At 40.2% G+C, this 18,173-nt stretch carries 15 protein-coding genes; 10 read left to right on the plus strand and 5 right to left on the minus strand.

The genetic code is table 11. The features are described from left to right. Positions 1 to 20 precede the first annotated feature (20 nt). From OK025_RS19965 to OK025_RS19990, 6 genes are all read left to right on the plus strand, one after another. The gene (locus OK025_RS19965; protein WP_317666432.1) at positions 21 to 1,235 is read left to right on the plus strand and encodes a DUF763 domain-containing protein; all 1,215 of its coding nucleotides are present in this window, start codon (positions 21 to 23) and stop codon (positions 1,233 to 1,235) included. An 84-nt stretch (positions 1,236 to 1,319) separates the two neighbouring features. Further along, positions 1,320 to 1,721, plus strand: a complete 402-nt coding sequence (locus tag OK025_RS19970; protein WP_317666434.1) for a hypothetical protein — start codon at positions 1,320 to 1,322, stop codon at positions 1,719 to 1,721. A 178-nt stretch (positions 1,722 to 1,899) separates the two neighbouring features. After that, positions 1,900 to 2,982, plus strand: a complete 1,083-nt coding sequence (locus OK025_RS19975; RefSeq protein ID WP_145326753.1) for an efflux RND transporter periplasmic adaptor subunit — start codon at positions 1,900 to 1,902, stop codon at positions 2,980 to 2,982. Positions 2,983 to 3,003: 21 nt separating this feature from the next. Next, entirely contained in the window at positions 3,004 to 6,168 is a 3,165-nt protein-coding gene (locus tag OK025_RS19980; RefSeq protein ID WP_088161595.1) for an efflux RND transporter permease subunit, read from the plus strand. Then, the gene (locus OK025_RS19985; protein ID WP_317666437.1) at positions 6,161 to 7,600 is read left to right on the plus strand and encodes an efflux transporter outer membrane subunit; all 1,440 of its coding nucleotides are present in this window, start codon (positions 6,161 to 6,163) and stop codon (positions 7,598 to 7,600) included. The genes OK025_RS19980 and OK025_RS19985 overlap by 8 nt, the downstream gene beginning before the upstream one ends. A 68-nt stretch (positions 7,601 to 7,668) precedes the next feature. Further along, positions 7,669 to 8,412 carry a Bax inhibitor-1 family protein gene (locus OK025_RS19990; RefSeq protein ID WP_317666439.1) on the plus strand — a complete coding sequence of 248 codons (744 nt, stop codon included), beginning with the start codon at positions 7,669 to 7,671 and terminating at the stop codon, positions 8,410 to 8,412. A gap of 79 nt (positions 8,413 to 8,491) precedes the next feature. Here the strand turns inward: OK025_RS19990 and OK025_RS19995 are convergent, their stop codons facing one another. The 5 genes from OK025_RS19995 to OK025_RS20015 form a co-directional block, all read right to left on the minus strand. After that, positions 8,492 to 9,004 carry an SRPBCC family protein gene (locus OK025_RS19995; protein ID WP_317666441.1) on the minus strand — a complete coding sequence of 171 codons (513 nt, stop codon included), beginning with the start codon at positions 9,002 to 9,004 and terminating at the stop codon, positions 8,492 to 8,494. Positions 9,005 to 9,142: 138 nt separating this feature from the next. Then, a complete protein-coding gene (locus OK025_RS20000; RefSeq protein WP_317666443.1) occupies positions 9,143 to 9,583 on the minus strand; it encodes a carboxymuconolactone decarboxylase family protein in 441 nt (146 codons plus the stop codon). A gap of 124 nt (positions 9,584 to 9,707) precedes the next feature. Further along, entirely contained in the window at positions 9,708 to 10,073 is a 366-nt protein-coding gene (locus tag OK025_RS20005) for a VOC family protein (RefSeq protein ID WP_317666445.1), read from the minus strand. 27 nt (positions 10,074 to 10,100) lie between these two features. Next, positions 10,101 to 11,132 (minus strand): glutaminase A, encoded by a 1,032-nt coding sequence (glsA, locus tag OK025_RS20010; protein WP_317666447.1) that lies wholly within the window; start codon positions 11,130 to 11,132, stop codon positions 10,101 to 10,103. 104 nt (positions 11,133 to 11,236) lie between these two features. Beyond that, positions 11,237 to 12,628, minus strand: coding sequence for a hypothetical protein (locus OK025_RS20015; protein ID WP_317666449.1), 1,392 nt, complete (start codon positions 12,626 to 12,628; stop codon positions 11,237 to 11,239). A 323-nt stretch (positions 12,629 to 12,951) separates the two neighbouring features. On the opposite strand from OK025_RS20015, the gene OK025_RS20020 reads away from it, so the two are divergent. From OK025_RS20020 to OK025_RS20035, 4 genes are read left to right on the plus strand one after another with little or no spacing between them, the layout of a single operon-like run. Continuing rightward, entirely contained in the window at positions 12,952 to 14,118 is a 1,167-nt protein-coding gene (locus tag OK025_RS20020; RefSeq protein ID WP_317666451.1) for a porin, read from the plus strand. A 20-nt stretch (positions 14,119 to 14,138) separates the two neighbouring features. Then, positions 14,139 to 15,569, plus strand: a complete 1,431-nt coding sequence (locus OK025_RS20025) for an anion permease (protein ID WP_075992653.1) — start codon at positions 14,139 to 14,141, stop codon at positions 15,567 to 15,569. A gap of 15 nt (positions 15,570 to 15,584) precedes the next feature. Further along, a complete protein-coding gene (locus tag OK025_RS20030; protein ID WP_317666454.1) occupies positions 15,585 to 16,241 on the plus strand; it encodes a succinate dehydrogenase cytochrome b subunit in 657 nt (218 codons plus the stop codon). A 12-nt stretch (positions 16,242 to 16,253) separates the two neighbouring features. Next, positions 16,254 to 18,170 (plus strand): fumarate reductase/succinate dehydrogenase flavoprotein subunit, encoded by a 1,917-nt coding sequence (locus tag OK025_RS20035; RefSeq protein ID WP_317666455.1) that lies wholly within the window; start codon positions 16,254 to 16,256, stop codon positions 18,168 to 18,170. Positions 18,171 to 18,173: the final 3 nt, after the last annotated feature.

The following is an 18,173-nucleotide window of genomic DNA, read 5'->3' on the forward strand; positions in this document are numbered from 1 at the left end:
ACTAATATATTTAGTTTACAATGAAACGTTCCGGCACTGCAGATCTCCCATTACATTATGGCAAAGTACCAGCGTGGCTTTACGAACGAATGGCTTCCCTAGGCCGTTCAATAGTTGAAGTTATCCTCATGGATTATGGTAAAGATGAAGTTTTAAGAAGACTGGCGGATCCATTCTGGTTTCAGAGTTTCGGTGCTGTTCTTGGGATGGATTGGCATTCTTCAGGTATCACAACGGCTGTTATGGGGGCATTAAAACGCGCTATTAATCCAGATGCGAAGTCGCTGGGGCTTTATATCTGTGGGGGGAAAGGCAAGTTGTCAATGCAGACTCCACAGGAACTACTTCAGTTGTCAGATCGAATTGGGTTGGATGGCAACGGCTTGATTCGCAGCAGTAAGCTTGTCGCTAAAGTGGATAACACAGCCATTCAAGATGGTTACCAACTGTATTTACATAATTTTATCGTAACAGATCAGGGTAATTGGTCTGTTGTCCAGCAAGGTATGCATGAAAAAGATGGTACTGCTCGTCGCTACCATTGGCATTCTGAAAAGGTCAAATCGTTCGTTGAAGAACCTCATGCTGGTATCAGTGGGCCTTCGCAAGGTATAATCCTCAACTTGACAGCTGCAGAAGCGGCTGCCAATAGAGCCGGTATCATGACTATAGTGAGAGAGGATTCAAGTAAAGTAATGCAAGATTTCGCTAAACTTATTATGCCAGCTCATCACGATGTACGTGCTGCAGATGTTGACTTGAAAAGATTGGGAGCGATGTTGTACGTCGCCCGAGAAAGTCAACCAAGCCATTTTGAAGATCTACTGCTGTTAAAAGGAGTTGGTCCACGCACGTTACAGTCATTGGCCCTGGTTAGTGAGGTGATCCATGGAGCGCCTTCACGGTTCAACGACCCCGCACGATTTTCCTTTGCTCATGGCGGAAAAGATGGACATCCTTTTCCGGTTCCATTAACCATTTACGATGAGAGCATTCAGATTTTACAAAAAGGTGTTGAAAAATCTAAACTGGGTTATGGTGAAAAGTTAAAATCAATAAACAAGTTGCACCAGATCGTCGTGGATAGCGAAAGAGATTTTCAGCCACAGTTTGATATTCAGCAAATTATAGCGGAGGAACGGAGGGATTCTTGGAAGTATGGAGGCAGGACAGTCTTTGGAGATGCAGAACCTTTGCGAACAAATGGACGGGGTTTGCAATTATCACTTTTCTAGCGGAAATCTGCGGATTGTAATTGTTTTGTTAAAATGTGTTAAAGATCGTTAAAATTATTTGTACGCTAGTATATTTGCTCCGCAATGAAAGCGGTTATTACCATATTCCTTTTCCTATGCTTCTTATTTATCAGAAGCAGTAATAGCCATGCTGTGCTCATTGAATCCGATCGACCAGCTGTCAGTTTTATGTATCAGCATAATCATGCTGACATGCAGCATTATATTGATGCATCGGTTGATCACATCGATCCGCTATTTTATGGTAATATACACAGTGATAATCCCGTTATAGAGGAGTTTGATGCCGAGAATTTTCAATTGACCAAGGATTTGCAGGTAACGTCTCAATTTGTTGCGCTGCTGCTTTTTGCAATTGTCCTTTTTGTTTTTGTTTTTCGATTTGCAAAGAAGATTCCTTTTTGCAATTTCATAGCCTATCTTTTCCCTCAAAGATACGTTCTTCAACAAAACTGGAGAATTTAAAATATTCCCTTCGAAATTTCATATGCTTTGGTGGATATCCTAAGGGATGCTCCATTGCGTTGTAATCGATTTGTACAATCTATTAACAAGTCGAAACGGCCATAAACCAAAGTAGAGGTTATTTCACCAACCAGCACAACAAACAATCAAACTTATTTTTTTAATTAGACGCTTACAAATGAAAAGAGTATTTATGCTCGCTAGTTTGGCTATTAGCTTATGCCAAATCGGGTGTACTTCCAAAAAGGAAGAAAAGGAAGAAAAAGAGAAATTCACAGCGACCTCTCCGGTACAAATGGATACAACTATCCGTAAGGATTTTGTCTCCCAGATTAGATCTTTCCGAAATATTGAGCTTCGGGCTCAAGAGAAGGGCTATCTTGAACAGATTTTCGTGGACGAAGGACAATTTGTCCATAAGGGGCAACTACTTTTTCGGATTATGCCGAAGATGTATGAGGCCGAATACCGCAAATCTTCTGCAGAAGTTAATGTAGCGGAAATTGAAGTTCAAAATACAAAAACATTAGCTGATAAAAATGTTGTATCGCCCAACGAACTCGCTATGGCTAAAGCGAAGCTTGAGCAAGCCAAAGCCGAGGCAGCGATTGCAAAATTACATCTCTCCTTTACAGAAATCAGGGCACCTTTTGACGGAACGATTGATCGGATTCCATTGAAATTGGGGAGTTTGGTGGATGAAGGCGAATTATTGACAAGTCTGTCTGATAATAGTGAGATGTTGGTTTATTTCAATGTTTCCGAACCAGAATATTTAAGTTATCAAACTAACGTTAGTAAACGCGGGGATACCCATGTGGGCCTGCTACTTGCCAATAATGAGCTATTTGCTCAAAATGGTCTTGTAGAGACCATAGAAAGTGAATTTAACAGTGAAACAGGAAATATTGCTTTTAGAGCGAAATTTCCCAACCCAAACCGTCTATTAAAACATGGCGAGAGCGGCAAGGTGGTGATGAACTTTCCGTTGAAACAGGTTTTAATTATTCCACAGAAAGCGACATACGAAATGCAGGACCGTAAATATGTGTATGTAGTCGATAAGGATGGGAAATTAAAAGCTCGTCATATCACAATCGGTAACTCCCTACCAGATCTGTATGTGGTAACGAGCGGACTTCAAAAAGATGATAAATTTTTGTTGGACGGTATTCAGAAAGCAAAAGAGGATGATAAAATCAGCTACAGCTTTGTGCAACCTAAAGACGCTATTTCAAATTTGAAGTTAAAAACAGAATAGACCCCTTACACTTAAATTACTATGTTTAGTCGTTTTATAAATAGACCAGTACTTTCAATCGTTATATCACTGATCATTGTGTTTTTGGGTGTGCTTTCTATGGTACAGCTTCCTGTAACACAATTTCCATCTATATCGCCACCGAAGGTGAATATCACTGCGGAGTATCCTGGAGCAAATGGTGAGTTGATGATTAAATCAGTTATCATACCGCTAGAGCGGGCGATAAATGGGGTTCCGGGCATGAAATACATGGCTTCTGATGCCGGTAACGACGGGGAAGCAAGTATCCAGGTGGTATTCAACCTAGGAACAGATCCGAATCAGGCTTCATTAAATGTGCAGAACCGTGTGGCTTCTGTGGTGAATAAGCTTCCTCCAATTGTGGTACGTGAGGGGGTGAAGATTACACGTGAAGAATCCAATATGCTCATGTACATCAATCTCTATAGCAAAGACAAGGAGCTTGATGGAAACTTTATGTATAACTATGCGGACATGAACATTGTCTCCGAATTACGTCGTGTAGACGGTGTTGGGGTGGCTAATATTCTTGGAACGCGCGAATTAGCGATGCGTATTTGGTTGAAACCAGATCGTATGACAGCCTACAAGATTTCTGCAGAAGAGGTGATGAAAGCCTTATCAGAGCAGAGTTTGGAAGCCTCACCAGGTAAAGCCGGCGAGTCATCTGGTATGACCTCCCAATCTTTTGAATATGTATTGAAATACCCCGGACGTTTTACGACAACTGAAGGCTATGGCAATATCGTGTTACGTGCGGGTGAGAATGGTGAAATGTTACGCTTAAAAGATGTTGCAGACATCAAATTCGGTTCGGCGATGTATGATATCTATTCTACACTGAACGGAAAACCATCCGCAGCCATTGTCTTAAAACAATCCTATGGAAGTAATGCTTCTCAGGTAATCCAAGACGTTAAAAGCAAAATGAAGGAATTGAAGGCATCTTTTCCTAAAGGACTGGATTACGAAATCAGTTATGACGTTTCAAAATTTTTGGATGCATCCATGGAAAAGGTAGTCCATACTTTATTGGAAGCATTTGTGCTTGTTGCTATTGTCGTCTTTCTATTCTTAGGAGATTGGCGCTCGACCTTGATTCCAACCATTGCAGTGCCCGTTTCATTGGTGGGATCATTTTTGTTCATGCAATTTTTTGGAATTACCATCAACTTGATCACCCTATTTGCATTGGTGCTTGCCATTGGTGTGGTTGTGGATGATGCGATTGTGGTTATTGAAGCTGTCCATGCCAAGATGGAAGAGCTTCATATTTCGGCCTATAAGGCGACCAAAAAAGCGATGCATGAAATCAGCGGTGCCATTGTTGCGATCACATTCCTCATGGCGGCGGTTTTTATCCCCGTTGCCTTTATGTCTGGTCCCGTAGGGATATTCTATCGGCAGTTTTCCATTACCATGGCAACATCTATCATCCTATCGGGTGTTGTGGCATTGACACTGACTCCAGCATTATGTGCGATCATGCTGAAGAATAATCATGGCAAGGCGAGAAAGAAATCTATTATCGATAAGTTTCTTGATTCCTTCAATAGATTGTTTGACAAGATGTCCAACAAATATGTTTACTTGTTGAAAGGGATAGTGGATAAACGGGTGTTTACATTTTTAGTCTTAATTGGTTTTTGTATTGGAGCCTACTTTTTGAATAATGCTGTTCCTGCAGGTTTTATCCCCAATGAAGACCAGGGGATGATTTATGCCATTATTCAAACGCCGCCAGGATCAACATTGGAACGAACCAATCTAGCGGCCCAGACATTGCAAAAAGAAGCTGAAAACATTGATGGTGTACAATCGGTATCGTCGTTAGCTGGTTATGAAATCCTGACTGAAGGAACCGGGGCAAATACGGGTACTTGTTTGATCAACTTGAAAAGCTGGGAAGAACGTAAAGAATCCTCGCAAGAGATTATTGAGCAACTAGAGGCCGCTGCCAAAAATATCCCAGGGGCGTCTATCGAGTTTTTCCAACCACCAGCCGTACCGGGCTATGGTGCCGCGGGTGGATTTGAGCTTCGTCTTCTGGACAAAGCAGGTTCTGGTGACTACAAGAAAATGGAAACGGTAAGTAAGGATTTTGTACGTGAGCTGAACAAGAGACCTGAATTATCGTCGGTATTTACCTTCTACAGCGCGAGTTTTCCGCAGTATATGTTGCATATAGACAATGATCTGGCGCAACAGAAGGGTGTTACCATTGATAATGCGCTGAATACGCTTTCGACCTTGGTTGGTAGTAATTACGAAACGAACTTCATTAAGTACGATCGCCAATATAAAGTTATGGTTCAGGCTTTGCCGCAATACAGGGCTTTGCCGGAAGATATCTTAAAGCTATATGTGAAGAATGAAAAAGATGAGATGGTTCCATTTTCAGCATTTATGCATATGGAAAAGGTTTACGGTCTTTCTGAGATCACTCGGCACAATATGTATATGGCATCTGAGATCTCAGGTTCTGCCGCACCGGGTTACAGTAGTGGTGAAGCAATTCAGGTAATTAATGAAGTCGCTGCCAAAACGTTACCTCGAGGCTATGGCATTGACTGGGCTGGTATCTCCAAAGATCAGGTAGGTCGTGGAAATCAGGCAATTTATATCTTCTTAATTTGTCTTGGTTTCGTTTATTTGATACTTTCCGCACAGTATGAGAGCTTTATTATGCCTTTTGCCGTGTTGCTTTCTTTACCAATCGGAATCTTTGGGGCCTTTCTATTATTGAAGTTATTGGGATTGGAAAACAACATTTATGCACAGGTCGCTTTGGTCATGCTCATAGGTTTACTTGGTAAAAATGCGGTGTTGATTGTTGAGTTTGCTGCCCAGCGGCATTCGCAAGGATTGAGTATTATTGAAGCTGCCTTGGATGGTGCAAAAGTTAGGTTTAGACCCATTTTGATGACGTCTTTTGCCTTTATAGCAGGCTTGATTCCCTTAGTTATGGCGTCTGGCCCAGGTGCAATAGGGAACCGTACGATCGGTACGGCAGCAGCGGGAGGTATGTTGTTTGGAACAGTGTTCGGTATTTTAGTGATACCAGGCTTGTACTATATCTTCGGAACTATTGCCTCTAGACGTAAGCTTATTAAACACGAAGATGAAAATCCATTAACTGAAGAACTTGATAATAATGACTAATCGCAGAAAAATACAATGGGTCATTGCATTTTCGCTTTCAGCAGCAGTGACGGGATGTAAGGTTCCGAAAGCGACACAAATAAAGGAGAATAAATTTGTTCCGCAGCAATTTACAGACGTAGATAAATCTGACACAACGAATTCAGCATCGGTTAAGTGGCGTGAATTTTTTACTGATCCAAATCTAGTTGTATTAATAGATACAGCGTTAAAAAACAATCAGGAACTGAATGTTACTTTGCAGGAGTTGGCAATCGCAAAGAATGATATTCTTTTACGAAAAGGGGCGTTGAAACCTACGGTTGGTTTACGTGCTGGAGGAGGTGTTGAAAAAGTTGGACGATATACCAGCCAGGGGGCGGGTGATGCCAGCACAGAAATTGCTCCTGGAAAGGAAATGCCGGATCCACTAGGAGATTTGACAATTGGTGCGTATGCAAGCTGGGAAATCGACGTTTGGAAAAAACTTAAGGACTCCGAGCAAGCCGCACTCAACCGTTATCTTGCTACGGTAGAAGGGAAAAATTTTGTCTTGAGTAGCCTTATTGCCGAGGTTGCCCGTTCGTATTATGAATTATTGGCATTGGACAATCAGTTGACCATTATCAAACAGAATATCGAGCTACAGGACAATGCGCTTTCGGTAATCCGATTGCAGAAGCAGGCTGCTCGTGTAACAGAACTGGCGGTTCAAAAGTTTGAAGCTGAAGTATTGAAAACCAAAGGTATGGAATTTGAGACGAGGCAGCAGATCAAAGAAACTGAAAACCGCATTAATTTTCTGTTGGGACGTTTTCCACAAGAGATCAAACGCGACAAAAGCAATTTTGTCGATTTGATCCCGGCGAAGGTTCAAACAGGCATACCGAGCCAATTACTAAGCAATAGACCTGATATTCGTGAGGCAGAATATGAGCTCGCTGCCGCGAAATTGGATGTACAGATCGCACGGAAAGAGTTTTACCCTTCTTTGGAGATTTCGGCTGCTTTGGGTTTACAGGCATTCAAGCCTTCTTATCTATTTAAGATGCCTGAATCAGTTTTGTATAATCTAATAGGGGAGCTTGCAGCACCATTGATCAACAAAAACGGGCTTAAAGCTGAATTTAATACGGCCAACGCGAAACAAATACAGGCTGTATATAATTACGAGAAGACAATTCTGAATGCTTACTTAGAAGTCTCTACACAACTTTCTAATATTGAAAACCTAGGGCGCAGCTACGATTTCAAAACAAAAGAAGTTGAGGTTCTGAATAATTCCGTGTCTGTGTCAAATGATCTCTTTAAATCAGCGAGGGCAGACTACATGGAGGTTTTGATGACACAACGCGATGTACTGGATTCGAAACTTGAATTGATAGAAACGAAGAAGCAGCAGCTCAATGCTGTTGTCAATATCTATAAAGATTTGGGAGGAGGCTGGAAATAAGTTGTTTGTTTGAATGGACCCCGCTAGGCGGGGTTCTTTTTTTATAAGCCCGTGCAAACTTCTTTCTTGTGGAAATAGAATTAATGCTTATTTTTAATCCTTATTTAATCAATCGTATTTGTTTTATGGAATCACAAGAGTACATTCTTATCAATGATGACGCTGAAAGGGGAGTGTTTTATAAAAAAACTTATCTTCATGTTGCGCTTTCGATTTTGGCATTTATCGTTTTGGAAACTTTGCTGATCAAATTGATCCCTTATGATTTTATCGTTTGGATGGTTAGCGGAAAATTTATTTGGTTATTCTTATTGGGATGTTTTTGGTTAGGGTCCACACTTTCATCAAGATGGACACTTTCGCAAAGCCGTCAAACCCAATATCTAGGACTAGCTTTCTATATTGTACTGGAAGCAATCATCTTCCTCCCAATGATTTTTATGGCGGTGTTTATGACGGAAGGTATTAGTGTCATTTATCAAGCAAGTATAATGACTTTGGCATTGTTTACTGGGCTTACCGTCGTAGCATTTGTATCCAATAAAGATTTTTCATTTCTCAGGAATATCCTGGTAATTGGAGGCTTCTTATCTTTGGGGGCAATTGTCGCTGGCGCTATTTTTGGTTTTGAACTTGGATTATGGTTCTCGGTTGCAATGATTGGCCTTGCTTCCGGAAGCATACTCTATCAAACTCAAAATCTGAAGTATAGTTACGGCAACGAACAATATGTTGGGGCGGCCCTACAGCTATTTTCATCGATAATGTTGCTGTTCTGGTACATTCTACGAATTTTAATGCGGAGAAGATAAATTTTGTTCCTTTTGAAAATAAGAAAAGGTGGTTAAAGTAAAGTTTATTTTAACCACCTTTTTTTGCTTTGTATAGTTTCTATTTTAGTATGTTTTTCAGATTTTTCAGTCCCTGATCGAAATCTTTGTTCATATTCATAAATAAGTTCATAAAGTTCCATGGATAGGGCGATTTTCCTGAAATCCCCCAAGTCACTGAGGTTTGATTAGGCGAGATCTCTTTTAGGATAAAATAACCTTTGGCTGGTTCACCCATGCCGAAATCGAGGGACGTTTCGATCGTTTCGCCATCGACTATTTTTGTAATAGTCTGTGAACCTTTACCAACTTTCCTACCATCCCAGCTGGATTTATAGCCAACTTGACCATCTACACCCTGTTCAGTTTTTTTCATTTCTGGGTCTGAAAGCTGCCATACACCAAAGTTATCTTGGTTCTTAAGCATTTTTAGGTAGTTGAACACTTCCTGCTTTGGCTTATCGATCGTGATCTCACTTTCGGCCGAGAAGTCTTTACTGACGAAGATCGCTGTAATTAAGGGGATAGCGACGATGATCGCTAAAACAATGAGGATTTTTTTTATGATTTTCATAATCATGTATTTATATAGGTTTTCCTAATAAAGATAAATGATAATTGGGATTTTAACAGGAAAATAAAAGGAAATTATTTGTAAATGAAAAAGCCTTTTCCAATATTGGAAAAGGCTTTTTTGCGAAAGCGCCTAAAACTACTTTAATAGTTCCAAATGCGTGCTGATGCCAATTCTATTCCATGCATTTATGGTAATAATCGCCATAATAATCTGAGCAATCTCTTTTTCTTCAAATATCTCTTTTGCTTTTTGAAAAGTGCTTTCTGTTAATCCCTTATGATGGATTAAAGTGATCTCTTCTGTCATCTCCAACAATATCTGCTCTTCCTTGGTGAATAGATCCGTTTCTCGCCAGGCATTTAATAAAAATATCCGTTGTGGAGTTTCACCATACTTCAGTGCATCCTTTGTGTGCATATCTAAGCAAAAGGCGCAGCCATTGATCTGTGAAGCACGTATTTTTATGAGTTCCTTCTGAATAGGATTTAAAAAAATATCGTTGAGATATGTTTCCAATCCCATTATCGCCTTATAGGCGGTTGCATCTACTTTTGCAATATTAAATCGTGTGGTCATTGTTTTAAATTTTGATAAGACAAAGTTGCATCAAACATTCAACACAAAAGTTAAACTGGTTTAAGAACGGAAATTTCACTGATGAATACAATCCTGCACGCGATTGACAAACAAATAGATCTGACTAGCCTGATACTATCAGGTAATAGTTGTCGGGGTCACGTAGGATAAATTGATTCTTCAAAGAATTCTCATTGAAATGTATATCTTTCTCTATGACTGCATTTAGCAAAGTGGCGTTTTCGAAAATTTGCTGTAAATTGTCAACTCTAAAGAATAATATGAGTCCATTCCCTGCCTGTATTTGATCCCGCATAGTAGGGTGATCATGTTCACCCCATTTGTGTAAACAGAGAATAACAGTTCCGTTATCTGTGAGAATTTCAAATGTTTCTCCTCCATGTTGACCGGTACAGCCTAAAAGCTTTTGATAGAATTGTGAGCTTTTGGGAACGTTTTCCACTGCGATGATTGGTTCTGTCCGTATCATGTTATCGTTGACTTGAATTTACTAAGGTTAATAAAAGAGACTTAGTGATTTCTCTTTCACCAAATCTAATATCATGCGATAAGCGGCCACCGAGTTGCCGTGTTGATCCAATGCTGGACTATAGGCCCCTATACCCATTTTATTCGGTACACTTACAGCGATTCCGCCACCCACGCCCGATTTACTTGGAAGTCCTACAGTTCTGGCATATTCGCCGCTAAATTCGTACATCCCTGCAATGAGCATTTGCGATTGAACTAGCTGAGATAGACTTGGATTATTGTATTGCTTATTTCCATCATAGCGCACACAGTGATTGGCAAAAAAGAAACCTATTTTAGCCAGATCCTCTGCGGTTATCTCAATTGAGCACTGTTTAAAATAATTATTTAGTTTATCTTCACCTTCACCATCAATGAGTCCATTGTTGCGCATCAGGTAGAACATACCTCTGTTTCGATTTCCAGTCTCCCGTTCCGAATTATATACGGATTTATTATAATCAATCTTTTCATTATTTGTTATAAAACGAATCATATTGCGTATTTTAAGAAAAGGTTCCTCACCTGTTCCTTTAATAAGCGATGTCGTTAAAATGGCGCCAGCGTTCATCATTGGATTGAACGGTTTACCCGATGTTTCCAAATTCGCAAAATGATTGAAAGGTTTGTCCGTGCCATAGTATCCCATATTATTGAAAACAACTTGCTCGCCATTTTCCAGTACGGCAATCATCAGGGAAACAATTTTTGAAATACTCTGAATTGTAAATCTTTGCTGTACGTCGCCGATACTAACAATTGTTCCATCACTATTTACGACCGAAAGAGCAATGGACGATGCGTTGGCTTTACCCAATTCCGGAATATAATCGGCTACTTTACCTTCTTTGAATGACTGTCTATTTTTATCCAATATTCTATCCAACAATGCTTTATCAACAATCGCAGTTTTAGTAGCCTGCTGGTTTTGAATACTATTTTGAGCAAAGGCTACAGGAATTGATCCGCAAGATATCAAGCCAATAATACAGGCTACCAACCTAACATTTTTTCTCATTTTTTAATTATTTATTCGTTCCAAAGATAGGGAACAGTGTATTAAAAAGAAAAGAGGTGCCCAATAGATAACGTTTTTAGCACCTCTTCCTGGTAGATCATCCTTTAGGCTGCATTTGGAGCTGGGTCTACATTCCAACCGGAAAGTATACCGCCATAGAAAAAGAAGGTGACGTAAAAATTCTTTTTGCTCACCTTATCAGTAACGAGGTATTTTTGAGTGACATCATATGCATCTATTTTTTTATATCTAGATAATGCTATCGGGCTGGCAGCAGGGTTTTCTGAACGGACCAAATCTTGTATCTTTTGGTTGATTAATTTCATAATTCCTTCTTTTTTGAAGGGATTATTTTCGATTTTCACGTGCGCCAACCGTGTTAAAGTTCCATTATTTTGAGCTTTTCTCGCTTTCGCCGCAGCTGTATAGGCTCTGAATTTTTCCTTGATCTGAGGGTCTTTTAAGCTATGGATGGTAAAAATAGAAATTCCCTGCGCACCATTATTTAGCGCTTCATCCATATCAGTAAATATTTCCTCATTATTTTTAGCCATCAACCCACAGTATAGGGTCGTATTTGCACCTTTGTCGCGCACATTTTCTAAGGTACAATCGCTAATAAAGCTTGGATCTTCTGTATAGAAATTGCTATACACCATTGGAAAAACAACATCTAAATTCCACTTACCCCAATCCTGACGTACCATACGCGAAGCCATTTTGGGGGTCGGAAATGGGGATGCTGCCATTGTTTTGCCATGAGAATGAACAATTTCTGCAATCATATTGGCGATATCTGTTATCTGATCGCAACGAAATTGGCGCCATTTGAGATCTTTCGATGGATCTTTTTGTGCACGAGGGTCATAGCCATATTGTTTTTTAAATTTTTCTATAGCAATGGGATGGTATCCGTAATCCCAAGCGGGATACTCGCGATCTTGGACAATATTGTATTTAGGCCAAAGGGTTGTGGGGAGGACAACATCCACATAACGATTGTAGTCAATAGAGATACCCTCCAATCCCTCAACTTCACAATAGGATTCAATTTTCTTTTTGATATATTCTTTTACTCCTGGTACTACAGGCGATAAAAATTTATAATAACCAACGTATGCAGTGGTATCTGCGAGACTTTTTCCGTTGCGATTGACACTGAACCAATCTGGATGCTCTTTAAGTATTTTATCTCTGTCGTGTTCCAGATTCATCGTCCAAAGCCAGGCTATAACCTGGATTCCGTATTTTTTTGCAATAGGAATCGCTACACGATACTCATCTGGACTAGCAGCATTTAACATCACGCCATCGATCCCTAGATAGTTCATCTCACGGCAAATAGAATCAAAGTTTGTTTTAGCGTTGTAATCTAGCCAGGTCCAAAACATAGCGGTTTTTTCTTTTTCTGTGGCGTGAACGCTTGATACTGAAAAGCTTTGGATCAAAAGGAGCGCAAGGCCAATAAAGCATGTTCTGAGTAGTTTTTCTTTCATAATATATTTATCGATTCTAAAATGTATTCCATATATAAATGATGAAGTTTTCTCATGAACTGCAAAATTCATGAAAAGATCAATCTATAGGTCTTAAATTTAGATTGTATTGAAATTCGCCTGTGAAATTACATAAAAACGTGGAATTTATACCTGATCTTTTTTTAATCCGTTTGATTTTCTTACAGTTATTAAATTTTATTAGAATAACAAAACATTTTTTAAAGCTATGTGTTGTACCTACAACATTAGATTTAGAACGACAAGATTATTAACAATGAGAAGTGAGCTGGGCTACTGGCTAAGAAAAAAATTGTTTAAGTATGAAGAAACGCTACATTCCAATTTCTATTGCATGTTTATTGAGCCATACCTTGGTCAAAGGGCAAGAACCAGGTACTGTACAAGAAAATAAAGTTGATTCTGTGCAACAAAAAAAAGATGACACGACTTATCCCAAGCTTCAGGTGAAAGGTTTGTTTCAGGCCCGTTACCTTGTTAGTGCTACAAAAGATGTCGATGTCAATGGGCTACATCACAGTGATGGTTCAGGTACGGATAACAATTTTATGGTAAAATATATGCGGGTACAGATGCGCGCTCAGATTAGCAAGCGTACTGAAGTTGCTGTATTAGCTAACCTCGCAGATTTCAAAAGCGATCCCAAAACAAAAGTGCTCGAAAATGCCTACTTGAAATATACATTTAGTCCCAAATTGGCAATCACAGTGGGCCAATTTCGTCCTTGGTTTGGCATCGAGGAAACTTACCCTATTGACATCATCAAATCTTTGGACTGGTCGAACCAGTATCTTGAATTCGGTAAATTAGGTTGGGCAAGTTTTCAAATCGGGGTTGCTGCGACAGGCGAGACTACGCTAGGCGATATGCCCTTTAGTTATTCCTTATCTGTGGTGAACGGGAACGGGAAGAATCAAGTTGTTGATAACGATAATGGTAAGCAATATGCCACCCGTCTGGTCTTTGGGCTTTCAAAGAAGTATGGTATTAATTTAGGGCTTAATGGAGGCGTTGGCGATGTGATGAAAAAACAGGTACATGCATTAGGTGTAGATCTAACTGGGAATGTCAATTTTGGTAAACGATGGAATCTTGATATGCAACTGGAAGCAAAACAGGCGATCAATCATAACCTGTATTATTCTTTGGAAGAAAGTGCGCGAACATCCAAGTTGAGCGACTATTTGGTCCGCGGTATCTATTTTCTACCCAACTTAAGATATGAAGTAAATTATTTCAATCTAAGTGCTTTTGAGCTATCATGTCGGTATGAGTATATTGACCCAAATTACAAACTCAATGCAAATGCGCGTCAAACATATACGCCGATGTTTGGCTTGGAATTTTTAAAAAATTATGGTGCAAGGATACAGTTGGGACTTCAGTTGGACCGATATAAAAAGCAGACCGAGAATACCAGCGAATTCAATAAAAAATTATTTATTGTTCAAGTACAAAGTCGATTCTAACCTATTAAACTACGTTTATCATGAAAGAAATCAGTATTAAAAATGTTGCCATTACTTTTCTAGTAGCACTCATTTTATGGTTTATCCCAATACCGAAAGGCGTCAGTCCGGAAGCCTGGCATTTATTTGCAATTTTCGCCGCAACCATTCTTGGGATTATTTTAAAAGCGGCTCCTATGGGTACGATGTGTATGATGGCCATTGCGTTTACGGCCCTGACACAAGTATTGGCCCCGGGAGATGCGGGTAAGTCGATTACTAAAGCTTTGACAGGTTTCGGAGATAAGGTAATTTGGTTGATTGGTATCTCCTTTTTTATTGCCCGGGGTTTTATTAAAACTGGACTGGGAAATCGAATTGCCTTTCTTTTTATTCGAGTTTTTGGAAAGAGTTCATTAGGACTTGCTTATGGATTGGGCTTGGCGGATGTTTGTTTGGCTCCGGCGATTCCAAGTAATACAGCCCGAGGGGGAGGGATTATTTATCCCATCATGAAATCGATGGCAATTAGTTTTGATTCTGTTCCAGATAAGCCAGAGACACATCGAAAATTGGGATCCTATCTAACTTTAAATAGTTATTATATGAATCTAATTGCTTCTTCGATGTTTTTGACGGGAACGGCCAGTAATCCAATGTGTCAAAAATTTGCTGCGAACCTAGGAATTGATATTACCTGGATGTCCTGGGCGATTGCTGGATTTATACCCGGTATTGTCGCATTTTTTGTCGTACCGCTTGTTCTTTATAAGTTATATCCACCTGAATTGAAAAAAACAGGTGATGCACCTAAGATGGCGGCGCAGAAATTAAAAGAGATGGGACCAATTTCCAGAAATGAATGGTTGATGCTTTTGGCGTTCTTTATCTTATTGGCATTATGGATTTTTGGTGGTTCTTTTTCAATTGATGCGACAACCACAGCCTTCATCGGTTTGACACTGCTTTTACTGACCTCTGTATTGACCTGGGAGGATGTTAAAGCCGAAAAAGGAGCATGGGATACGATTGTTTGGTTTGCTGTTTTGGTTATGATGGCCAGTTCTTTAAATGAGCTTGGCTTTATCGGTTGGTTTAGCGACCTGATCAAAGTACAGATTGGTGATTTGAGCTGGCAAATAGCCTTTCCGGTCATCATTCTTGTTTATTTCTTTAGTCACTACATTTTTGCGAGTGCTACCGCCCATGTTGCGGCTATGTATGCGGCCTTGTTGGGGGTTGGTGTTTCTTTGGGTATTCCGCCAATGCTGCTTGCAATGATGCTTGGATTCTTGGGCTCTATCTATGGTGTTTTGACACATTATGGCCATGGCCCTGCACCGGTATTTTTTGGAAGCGGATACGTCGATTTAAAATCATGGTGGCTACGTGGACTGGAAATTGGTATCGTATTATTGGTGATTTATATGGGCGTTGGTGGATTGTGGATGAAGGTTATAGGCTATTATTAAAATTAAGATCTTATTATGTTATCTACATTGTCAAAAAAGATGCTTATGTGTCTGACGGGTTTATTTTTAGCGTTCTTTTTACTGATTCACTTTCTAGGGAACTTACAGCTATTCTTACCGCAGGAACAAGCACATCTACAATTTAATGCCTACTCACATTTTTTGGCAGGCAATATCTTGATCAAAATTATTTCTTACGTACTTTATGCAAGCATTATTGTGCATGCTTTGGACGGATTGATCATCACCGTAAAGAATAAAAAGACCGGTGCCCACTATGTTTCAGATCATCGGGGAAGAGCAAGCAAGTGGTATTCGCGCAATATGGGGATTTTAGGGACCCTGATCCTCATTTTTTTAGTTATCCATTTCCAGAATTTTTGGTACGTGTATAAATTTGGCGCTCCTCCACTTGATGAACGCGGTAACAAGGATTTATATGTGCTTGTAATCGAGGTTTTTCAGCAATGGTGGTATGTACTTATTTACGTTTTATCGATGGTTGCCCTGTGTTATCATCTTATTCATGGGATTCATAGTGCGATTCGAACTTTGGGGTTATTCCATCCCAAATTTGTTAAATGGTTTAAGATTATTGGTATCAGCTATTCGGTCATCATAAGCCTAGGTTTTGCTTTGATGCCTATTTATATATTTTTTACAGTTAAATAAGGGGGAGAAGTCATGACATTAAATTCAAAAATACCGGATGGACCGTTGGATCAAAAATGGACCCGTTATAAAAAGACTGCCAAGCTTGTTAATCCTGCAAATCGTAAAAAACTGGATGTTATCGTTATCGGAACCGGACTGGCGGGTAGCTCCATTGCAGCTTCTCTTGGGGAGATGGGGTATCAGGTAAAATCCTTCTGCTTTCAGGACAGTCCGAGAAGAGCACATTCTGTGGCTGCTCAAGGTGGTGTAAATGCCGCAAAAAATTATAAAAATGACGGGGACAGTGTTTATCGTATGTTTGTTGATACGCTAAAGGGCGGTGATTTTCGTGCCCGTGAGGCCAATGTCTATCGTATGGCCGAATGTTCGCTCAATTTAATCGACCAGGCAGTTGCACAGGGTGTTCCTTTCGGTCGTGAATATGGAGGCTATCTGAACAATCGATCTTTCGGAGGTGTACAGGTAAGTCGTACATTCTATGCGAGAGGTCAAACTGGACAGCAGCTTCTTTTGGGAGCTTATCAGGCACTTATGCGCCAGGTCGGCAAAGGTGCCGTACAGCTTTTTTCCAGACATGAAATGCTCGACATCGTTGTAATAGATGGAAAGGCCCGTGGCGTTATTGTTCGAAATCTCGATACAGGGGAGCTTGAACGACACGCTGCACATACCGTTATACTAGCAACCGGAGGGTATGGTAAAATTTATTATCTATCGACACTAGCAATGGGTTGTAATGGCTCTGCCATTTGGCGGGCACACAAGAAGGGGGCATTAATGGCCTCCCCGAGCTGGATTCAGATTCATCCAACTTCGTTGCCGCAGTCTGGCGATTATCAGTCTAAATTAACACTAATGTCAGAGTCGTTACGTAATGACGGAAGGATTTGGGTTCCCTTGAAAGAAGATGAGAAGCGGGAACCAAACGCTATTCCGGAGGAAGAGAGAGATTACTATTTAGAACGTCGTTATCCGGCATTTGGTAATCTTGCTCCAAGGGACATTTCATCTCGAGCGGCCAAAGAAAGGATTGATGCTGGCTTTGGGATTGGTCCACTTAAAAATGCTGTTTACCTTGATTTTGCAAAAGCTATTAGAGAACAGGGGAAACAGAAAATACAAGAGAAATATGGTAATCTGTTCGATATGTATGAAAAGATTACGGGATATGATGCTTATAAAGAACCGATGATGATTTCACCTTCCGCGCATTTTTCAATGGGGGGATTATGGATAGATTATGAGCTGATGACAAGCCTGCCGGGCTTATTTGCGTTAGGTGAAGCTAATTTTGCAGACCACGGTGCAAATAGATTGGGTGCCAATTCCTTGCTCCAAGCCTCTGTGGATGGTTATTTTATTGCGCCCTATACGATTGCAAATTATTTGGCAAACGATATTCACACGGGCAAAATTTCTACGGACCATATTGAGTTTGAACGTGCAGAGGCAGGTGTTCGTGCGCAAATTGATCGATTTTTAAAGATTAAAGGCAGTAAAACCGTAGATTATTTTCATAAAACACTGGGTAAAATACTCTATGACTATTGTGGGCTCGCGCGTAATGAGAAAGGCCTCCGTTATGCTATTGTGGAGATTAATAGGCTGAAGCAAGAGTTTTATAAAGATGTAATTGTTAGTGGTGAAGCCAATACCTTAAATACGGAATTGGAAAAAGCTGGACGTGTAGCCGATTACTTTGAAATTGGAGAATTGATGTGTTATGATGCGTTGACGCGGAACGAATCCTGTGGGGCACATTTCCGGGAGGAATATCAGACTGCAGATGGGGAGGCATTACGGAATGACGCTGAATACCAGTTTATTTCCGCTTGGGCCTGGAAGGGAGAAGGGCAAGAACCTGAGCTAATTCGGGAACCATTAATTTTTGAAGAAATACAACCAACTGTAAGAAGCTATAAATAAATA

The sequence above is a fragment of the Sphingobacterium sp. UGAL515B_05 genome (genome assembly GCF_033097525.1).
In the GTDB taxonomy this organism is placed as follows: Bacteria; Bacteroidota; Bacteroidia; order Sphingobacteriales; family Sphingobacteriaceae; genus Sphingobacterium.

Bases quoted from the DNA above. Each gene is read 5' to 3' on its own strand.
- OK025_RS19985 (WP_317666437.1), top strand. From the start codon at position 6,161: ATGACTAATCGCAGAAAAATACAATGGGTCATTGCATTTTCGCTTTCA.
- OK025_RS19975 (WP_145326753.1), top strand. From the start codon at position 1,900: ATGAAAAGAGTATTTATGCTCGCTAGTTTGGCTATTAGCTTATGCCAA.
- OK025_RS20030 (WP_317666454.1), top strand. From the start codon at position 15,585: ATGTTATCTACATTGTCAAAAAAGATGCTTATGTGTCTGACGGGTTTA.
- OK025_RS20000 (WP_317666443.1), bottom strand. From the start codon at position 9,583: ATGACCACACGATTTAATATTGCAAAAGTAGATGCAACCGCCTATAAG.
- OK025_RS19995 (WP_317666441.1), bottom strand. From the start codon at position 9,004: ATGAAAATCATAAAAAAAATCCTCATTGTTTTAGCGATCATCGTCGCT.
- glsA (WP_317666447.1), bottom strand. From the start codon at position 11,132: ATGAGAAAAAATGTTAGGTTGGTAGCCTGTATTATTGGCTTGATATCT.
- OK025_RS19980 (WP_088161595.1), top strand. From the start codon at position 3,004: ATGTTTAGTCGTTTTATAAATAGACCAGTACTTTCAATCGTTATATCA.
- OK025_RS19965 (WP_317666432.1), top strand. From the start codon at position 21: ATGAAACGTTCCGGCACTGCAGATCTCCCATTACATTATGGCAAAGTA.
- OK025_RS20015 (WP_317666449.1), bottom strand. From the start codon at position 12,628: ATGAAAGAAAAACTACTCAGAACATGCTTTATTGGCCTTGCGCTCCTT.
- OK025_RS20025 (WP_075992653.1), top strand. From the start codon at position 14,139: ATGAAAGAAATCAGTATTAAAAATGTTGCCATTACTTTTCTAGTAGCA.
- OK025_RS20035 (WP_317666455.1), top strand. From the start codon at position 16,254: ATGACATTAAATTCAAAAATACCGGATGGACCGTTGGATCAAAAATGG.
- OK025_RS20005 (WP_317666445.1), bottom strand. From the start codon at position 10,073: ATGATACGGACAGAACCAATCATCGCAGTGGAAAACGTTCCCAAAAGC.
- OK025_RS19970 (WP_317666434.1), top strand. From the start codon at position 1,320: ATGAAAGCGGTTATTACCATATTCCTTTTCCTATGCTTCTTATTTATC.
- OK025_RS20020 (WP_317666451.1), top strand. From the start codon at position 12,952: ATGAAGAAACGCTACATTCCAATTTCTATTGCATGTTTATTGAGCCAT.